The organism is Paenarthrobacter sp. Z7-10, from assembly GCF_026932795.1.
Lineage (GTDB): Bacteria > Actinomycetota > Actinomycetes > Actinomycetales > Micrococcaceae > Arthrobacter_M.
The window spans coordinates 1-7,852 of the sequence record NZ_JADPVH010000095.1 but is presented as its reverse complement, the minus strand read 5'-3'; the positions used below and the strand labels follow the sequence as shown (position 1 = coordinate 7,852).

5 protein-coding genes are annotated in these 7,852 nt (G+C 65.0%); 4 read left to right on the top strand and 1 reads right to left on the bottom strand.

All coding sequences use genetic code 11. From position 1 onward, the window contains the following. Window positions 1-303: 303 nt before the first annotated feature. The 4 genes from IV498_RS18105 (at window position 304) to IV498_RS18090 (ending at window position 7,157) form a co-directional block, all read left to right on the top strand. Window positions 304-1,620, top strand: a complete 1,317-nt coding sequence (locus IV498_RS18105) for a GNAT family N-acetyltransferase (RefSeq protein WP_269048473.1) — start codon at window positions 304-306, stop codon at window positions 1,618-1,620. 232 nt (window positions 1,621-1,852) lie between these two features. Continuing rightward, on the top strand, window positions 1,853-3,340 hold the full coding sequence (rpsA, locus tag IV498_RS18100; RefSeq protein WP_269048472.1) for a 30S ribosomal protein S1: 1,488 nt from the start codon (window positions 1,853-1,855) through the stop codon (window positions 3,338-3,340). Window positions 3,341-3,654: 314 nt separating this feature from the next. Further along, window positions 3,655-6,840 (top strand): AAA family ATPase, encoded by a 3,186-nt coding sequence (locus IV498_RS18095; protein WP_269048471.1) that lies wholly within the window; start codon window positions 3,655-3,657, stop codon window positions 6,838-6,840. Then, the gene (locus tag IV498_RS18090) at window positions 6,840-7,157 is read left to right on the top strand and encodes a hypothetical protein (RefSeq protein ID WP_269048470.1); all 318 of its coding nucleotides are present in this window, start codon (window positions 6,840-6,842) and stop codon (window positions 7,155-7,157) included. Before IV498_RS18095 ends, IV498_RS18090 begins: the two co-directional genes overlap by 1 nt. On the opposite strand, the gene IV498_RS18085 is transcribed toward IV498_RS18090, so the two are convergent. Next, window positions 7,154-7,852 (bottom strand): IS630 family transposase (locus tag IV498_RS18085; protein WP_269048469.1); only part of this gene is annotated, 699 nt, incomplete at its 5' end. The genes IV498_RS18090 and IV498_RS18085 overlap by 4 nt on opposite strands.

Sequence of the window (7,852 nt, the reverse complement as noted above, 5' to 3'; positions counted from 1 at the left end):
AACCGGTGTACGGGATCGGAGGGGTCAAAGGCCGGGACACGGGGCAGGGTCACGGCCGCGATCGCTGCTGCCAGTGCCTGATCCTCGGATCCGTCCATAACCCCACTCTGCCAGAGGGGTCCGACAAAATAACGCGACGTCCCGTCCAAACGAACAACATTGTGGCAAACCGTGGAAAAGATGGAAAACCAGCCGCAACACCGACACCGATGCCGTTCCCAAATCGTGGTTCCACCGGTCCATTGGGGTGCCGGCCCACGCCTCATTGTCGCCTCCGCTGCTGATCTACTAGGGTTAACCCTCGTGACTGTCAACGTTGACCCCAGTGAGAATTTTCCCTACGAAATCCGGAGTTTCCCGGTCCGTAAGGGCTCGGATGGCGTCGATCCAGCCACCGTAAAATGGGTGCATGCGGTCATGTTGGGTTTCCACGACGGCGCTGGAGACACTGCGGCGATCGAAAAGTTCGTTGAGTCGGAGGAAAAGGACGGGCGGATCCTCTGGGGTGCGTACGCCAGCCGTGCTCCGGAGCGCGGGTGGGATGCCGAGTATCCGGTGGCCACCTACGCAACGCATCGCAAGACCCTCAATGTTGGAAACGGCACGCTGCTGCCGGCACACCTCATCACCGCCGTCACAGTCCGGGGGACGCACCGCCGCCGTGGAATCCTGCGGAAGGTGATCGGCACTGATCTGCGCCAAGCCCAGGCCGACGGCGTTGCGGTGGCTGCACTGACTGCCTCCGAAGCGACAATATATGGCCGCTTCGGCTTTGGACCGGCCACGCACTACCGAAGTATTCAGGTTGACTCAGGCCCGAAGTTCTCGCTCAAGGGCTCCACGAAAAGCGGCATGGTGGATATCGCCGACCCGCAGGTGCTGAAGGACCTTGAACCGGAACTCTTCGAACAGCTCCATGCCACCACGTTCGGTTCCATCGGACGCCAGGACGCCTACCGCTACCTGGCTTCCGGGGCCTGGACCTATGATCATCCCGAACCGGATAAGAACGTCCGTGCGGCCGTCCACTACGGGGCCGACGGCGTCCTCGACGGCTACGTCGCCTACAAGTTCACTGGCTGGGACAAGACGCCAGCAACAGTTGCGGTTCGGGATCTCCTGGCCACCACGCCGCAGGCCTACCTTGCACTGTGGGGCTACCTGGGATCGATTGATCTGGTGGAGCGGGTCAGCTGGAAACGTGCGCCGATGGACGATCCGCTGGAATGGGCGCTGACGGACAAACGTGGTTACGAGGTGAAAGGCGTGGAGGACCATCTGTGGCTGCGCATCCTCGACGTGGCGGCGGCCCTTGGCGCCCGGTACTACTGGACGGATGGCTCCATCACCCTCAAGGTCAACGACCCGCTCTCGCTTGCGCAGGGGGTTTACCGGTTGGATGTGGCGAAAGGATCCGGAACTGTCACCGGGCTGGAGGAACCGGCCCAAGCGGAGCTGGAGCTGGGCATCGCCGAGCTAAGCTCCTTGTACCTGGCCGGAATTCCGGCCCAGATCCTCGCGGCTGCGGGAACCATTACCGAACGTAGAGTCGGCGCCGCCGCCGAATTCGACAGGCTCTTCGGGACGCCATTGCCACCGCGTTGCCGCACGGACTTTTAGGTCATGCGCCCACGAACCTTGGGCTGGCCGGAGGGCCTTTGACCGCCGTCGCACCCACGGATGTCCTGCTGACCGGACGGCCATTGACCGCCGTCATACCGGCGAACCTTCGGCTGACCGGACGGCCTTTGACCGCCGTCGTACTTTTGCCATTCATTCCGCGATGCGACTAGACTAAACGGGCGCGTAGTGCGCGCATCCAATCATCTATCCACATCGGAGTCCCTACTACATGACCATCACGACCCCCGAGAAGACCAGCGCCCCCGTCGTCGCCCTGAACGACATCGGAACGGCTGAGGACTTCCTCGCAGCTATTGACGCCACCATCAAGTACTTCAACGACGGAGATCTCGTCGAAGGTACGGTCGTTAAGGTTGACCGCGACGAAGTTCTGCTCGACATCGGTTACAAAACCGAAGGTGTCATCCCTTCCCGTGAACTGTCCATCAAGCACGATGTTGATCCCGGGGACGTTGTCTCCGTTGGCGATCTCGTCGAAGCCCTGGTGTTGACCAAGGAAGACAAAGAAGGCCGGCTGATTCTGTCCAAGAAGCGCGCGCAGTACGAGCGTGCCTGGGGCGACATCGAGAAGGTCAAGGAAGAGGATGGTGTCGTTGCCGGTACCGTCATCGAGGTCGTCAAGGGTGGTCTTATCCTCGATATCGGCCTGCGCGGCTTCCTGCCCGCGTCGCTGGTCGAGATGCGTCGGGTCCGCGACTTGGCTCCGTACATTGGCCAGCAGATCGAAGCGAAGATCATCGAGCTGGACAAGAACCGCAACAACGTTGTGCTCTCCCGCCGTGCCTGGCTGGAACAGACTCAGTCCGAGGTTCGCTCCACGTTCCTCAACAAGCTGGAAAAGGGTCAGGTCCGTCCCGGCGTCGTTTCCTCCATCGTCAACTTCGGTGCCTTCGTGGACCTGGGCGGCGTAGACGGTCTGGTGCACGTTTCGGAGCTGTCCTGGAAGCACATTGACCACCCCTCCGAGGTTGTCGAGGTTGGCCAGGAAGTCACCGTCGAGGTGCTCGAGGTGGATCTGGACCGCGAGCGTGTTTCGCTCTCGCTCAAGGCCACGCAGGAAGACCCGTGGCAGACCTTCGCCCGCACGCATGCTCTCGGGCAGGTTGTGCCGGGTAAGGTCACCAAGCTGGTTCCGTTCGGCGCGTTTGTCCGCGTCGAGGACGGCATCGAGGGTCTGGTGCACATCTCCGAGCTGGCCGTGCGCCACGTGGAGCTGGCCGAGCAGGTTGTCTCCGTGGGCGACGAGCTGTTCGTCAAGGTCATCGACATCGACCTGGAACGCCGCCGCATCTCGCTGTCCCTCAAGCAGGCCAACGAGGGTGTCGACGCCGACAGCACCGAGTTCGATCCGGCCCTGTACGGTATGGCCGCGGAGTACGACGAAGAGGGCAACTACAAGTACCCGGAGGGCTTCGACCCGGAGTCCAACGAGTGGCTTGAAGGCTACGAGTCGCAGCGTGCGGTCTGGGAGCAGCAGTACGCTGATGCTCAGGCCCGTTGGGAATCCCACAAGAAGCAGGTCGTGGCCCATGCGGCCGAGGACGACGCTGCTGCTTCGGGTACCAGTGACAGCGACTCCGGTTCGTCGTCGTCGACCAGCTACTCCTCCGAGCCCGCCGTCGCCGAAACCGGTGCCGGTACCTTGGCTTCGGATGAGGCATTGGCTGCGCTGCGCGAGAAGCTCACGGGCAACTAGCAGCCGCGCTGGCCGCACCCGCTGCGGCGAAGCGTAAGTTCGTAAACTGAGGACCTCCACCTGTGGGTGGGGGTCCTCAGTCATATGACGAGCAGCTCCGGAAACCGTCTGGGCGCCGGCCCTGCCGATGGTCCCGGGCCCGATGACCGCCTCACACGCTGGGCCGGAGACCGGTCTGTTGTTGGCGGGCCGCCACTGTGCCAAAATGAGGACACCAAACCGGCCGTTGCATGGTGGGCGCCTTGCCGCGGCGTCCGCCACTGAGGCACTGGCCGGCCGGGGCGACTATTCGACCACCGGAGGGTGGGGGTGACATGCTGCGTGTCCATGCGCTGGGTGAGCAGCGCGTGTCCGTCCAGGGCGCTTCGTCGACGCCGCCGGCAGCGTCCGCCCGTGCACTGGAAATTTTGATCTATCTTGCCCTGCACGCCGGCCGTGCCCAGCCGCGTGTGCAGCTCGCCTGCCTGCTCTGGCCTGATTCGAGTGAGTCCCAGGCCCGGACCAACCTGCGCCGCGAACTGCATCATCTCCGCCAGCTTCCGGGAATGGAGACGGCCCTGCAGGCCGAAGGTGCCGCGCTGAGCTGGAACGATGACGGCGGGTGCTTCGTCGATGTCCGGCACTTCGAAGTGGAACGCGCTCAGGCGCTGGAGTATGACGCCGCGGGCAACAGCCCCGCGCTGCTTGAGCACGCATGCGCGGCCATAGACGCCTACAAGGGTGACCTGTTGCCGGGCCTGTATGAAGAATGGGTTTTAGAGGAGCGCGAGACGCTCCGGCGGCACTGCATCGAGCTGTGTGATCTGGCCTCGGCTGCTGCCCGGAACTTGGGCGATAGTTCGACGGCGATCGGCGCGATGCGGCGCCGCATCCAGCTGGAGCCGCTGGAGGAGGCCGGCTATCAGGCGTTAATGAGTCTGCAGGCTGAATCGGGCGACACGGCGGCGGCGGTGCGGACCTATCACCGATGTGCATCTGTGCTGGAGCAGGAACTTGGCATCGATCCGGGAACACGGACACGTGCGCTGGCACAGCGCCTGCTGGGAACGGCTCCCGACCGGGCTGTCAAAGGAGCTTCGCCGACCGCCCCGCCGGCGGCGTCGACGGCGGCGGCGGCGGCGGGCGCGACGCTGGGAGCGCCGACGGCGTTCCGAGCGACGCGGGGAGGTCGAGCGACGCCAGGCGGGAAGCCAGGAGTGCCGACGACGGGAGTGACGCGGGGCGGTAAGCCAAAAGCGCTGAGGACGGGAGCGACGGAGTCAGGACGGCCAGCGGAGGGTGAAGGACCGACGACGACGGCATCCGGGGCTGCGGGTCCGAGTCCATCAATGGCCGCGGCACCCGGTCCACCGGCGGTGGACTGGGCCGGGCCCCGCCCGCGCGATATTCCGCTGATCGGCCGGGAGCGGGAAGAAGCCCTGCTGGCGGCGCTGTGGCAGCGGGCAGCATCAGGCCAGCCGAGAATGGTTGTCGTCTCAGGCGACGCCGGTGTGGGCAAGAGCCGCCTGGTCGCGGCCCTGGCCACGACGGTCCGGGCGCAGCGGGCCGTGACGGCGGGCAGCCGCTGCTATGCGGGATCCGGACGGATTGCCCTCGCTCCCGTGGCGGGGTGGCTGCGCTCTCCGGATTTTCGGGCCGTGGCCGAGACCATGGACGCAACCTGGGGCGGGGAAGTGTCCCGGCTTCTGCCAACCACCGCCAACGCCGGGACCGCTGGCTACGCTGGGAGCGGCGCAACCGGCGTAACCGCTGGGAATGGCGCAACCGCCGGGCCCGCCGGAACCGCCGGGAACGGCGCCACCGCCGGGAACGCCGGACCCGAAGGAATTGGCCCGGCCGCCAGCGTCAGCGCGGCCAACGCCCTGATCGACGCTTGGCAGCGGCACCAGTTCTTTGAGGGTCTGGCGCAGGCTGTCCTCGCCTCGGGCCGGCCGACGCTGCTGATCCTCGACGACCTTCAATGGTGCGATGAGGAAACAATGAATTGGCTTGGCTTTCTGCTGGACTACGCACCTGAGGCGCCACTGTTGGTCGCGGCCACGGCACGCTCCGGGGAACTGGAGGACAACGCGGGGATCGTGGCGCTGCTGCGCGCCCTGCGGTCGGCTGGTTGGGTAATCGACGTCGAACTGACGCCCCTCGATTCTCTGAACACTGCGGAACTGGCTGAGGCGGTGAGCGGCAGGGCGGTGCAGACCCAGGAGGGGGCGTTGCTGCATGCCGCGACGGGCGGCTATCCGCTCTACATTGTCGAAGCTGCGCGCGGACGGGACGGGGATGGCCTGGCTTCTGCATTGACCGGCGCGACAGATGTGGGCGCCGTGCTGCGTCGCCGGATGGAGCAGTCCTCGCCGGTCGCGCGCGAGGTTGCGGGACTCGCTGCCGGGGTGGGCAGGGAGTTCAGCCTCGATCTACTGGCCCAGTCCGGCGGAATGACCGAACAGGCGCTGGTGCGGGCCGTGGACGAATTATGGCGCCACAGGATCATCCGCGAACAGCCGGGCGGTTATGATTTTGCGCACGACCTGCTGCGGCAAACGGCGTATGAGTCGGTGAGCCCGCCGCAGCGGTGGCTGCTGCACCGGCGGCTGGCACAAGCCTTGGAAGTGCTGCATTCCGGCAGCACTGACGCGGTGGCCGCCCAATTGGCAGAGCAGTACCGAAAGGCCGGGTCGCCGGCGCGCGCCCTGCACTACTTCGCGCGTGCCGGTGACGTCTCCACCCGGATTTTCGCCAACGCGCAGGCACTGAAGGACTACCAGCGGTGCCTGGATTTTATTGTGCAGCTGCCCCAGGGGACGGAAACGGATGATCTCGAGCTCCTGGTGCTGCAGAAGATGCCGGCGCCGTTGACCGCGCTGCGGGGCTATGCGTCCGTGCAATTGCGGCGGACGGTGGAACGGATGGTGGAACTTGCCGACCGGCTGGGCCGTCCGCATATTCGGCTGGCGGGTCTTATAGGGCTGTTTGCGGCCACCTTCGTCCAGGGCGAAACGGCCCTGGCTCACCGCATTGGTGCCCGGGCGCTTGAGTTGTCCAAGGCATTCCCGGACCTCGCGGGGCAGGCGCACTTTGCGTATGCCGGGGCGGCCACCAGCCTCGGCCACGCCGGAGAGGCCATCCACCATTTCGATCTTGCCTGCTCTTTGTCCCCGGATGGCTATTCGTACATTTTGGGGACCCGGGTCGAGGTGCACGCGCGCGCATGGTCCGCGCATGCCTACTGGCTTGCCGGGGACGACGACGGCGCCCAGCGGTTGGCGGCCGACGCATTGGACAGGGCGCGTCAGTTGGGCATCCCTACAGTCAGGCGGTTGCCCTCGCCTATGCTGCGGTTCTGCATCAAATCCGTGCCGGCGGTTCGCCGTCAGGGTCCGGCGAGCGGCAGGGCGTGGCTGCGGAGTCGCTCGCGGCCTCCGCCCGGGAGCTGCGGCAGCTCTGCAGCCGGTACGATTTCGCGTATTACGGTCAGTGGGGACTCATTTTGGAGGGCTGGCTGATGGGCGGCCCACCCGGGGTGCACGCCATGCGGACCGGCATTGCGCAATTGCGCTCGAGCGGTTCCTTTGCCCGAATGCCGTATTGGCTGAGCTTGCTGGCGGATCGGTTGATTCACGACGGCCAGGACGAATCGGCCCGGGCGGTCCTGGGCGCGGCGGAGGCGGCCGCCTGCCAACGCAACGACCTCTGGTGGCTGCCGCAGGTGTTGCGGATGCGCGCCCGGCTTGAACCGGATCCCGTCGCGGCCAATTTGCTGGACCGCGCTGACCGCCTGACACTTGAGCAGCGCAGTCCGTTTCACGGAGCGGGGTCCTAGTGTTCCGTGTTAATGGTTTGTTTGCGTTTCATCTTTCCTAAGAGGTACTCCGCTGACTTGGTCCAGGTGAATGGTTTGGCGTCCTTGTTGTAGTTCTTGATGTACTGTTCCATGGCTTCTTCCAGATCCTTCACTGAGGCGAACGTTCCGCGTTTGAGGCACTGACGGGTGATGATCCCGAAGAAGATCTCCACCATGTTCAGCCAGGAACAGCTGGTCGGGGTGAAATGCATGACCACCCGGGGGTTCTGCGCCAGCCAGTCCTTCACGTTCTGATGCTTATGAGTGGCGTAATTGTCGCAGATGACATGCAGCTCAACCCCGGGATGGGCCTCTGAGACCCGGCCCAGGAAATCGACGAATTCCACGTTCGTGTGTTTCTGGTAGAAGGCGTTCGCGCTGAGCTTGCCGGTGAGGACCTCCAGGGCCGCGAACAACGTCGTCGTCCCGTTGCGCTTGTAATCGTGGGTCTGCTGGAGCGGGTGGGTCGGGGACAGCGGCTGGCCCGGGCCCGTGCGGGAGAGGGCCTGGATCTGGGTCTTCTCATCGATGCTTACCACCACCGCGTTTTCCGGCGGTGACATATACAGGCCCACCACGTCCCGGAGCTTGGCTTCCAGGGCCGGGTCGGTGGAGAACTTGAACGTCTCAATCCGGTGCGGCTGGATCTTCCAACGGCGCCAGATCCGTGCGAC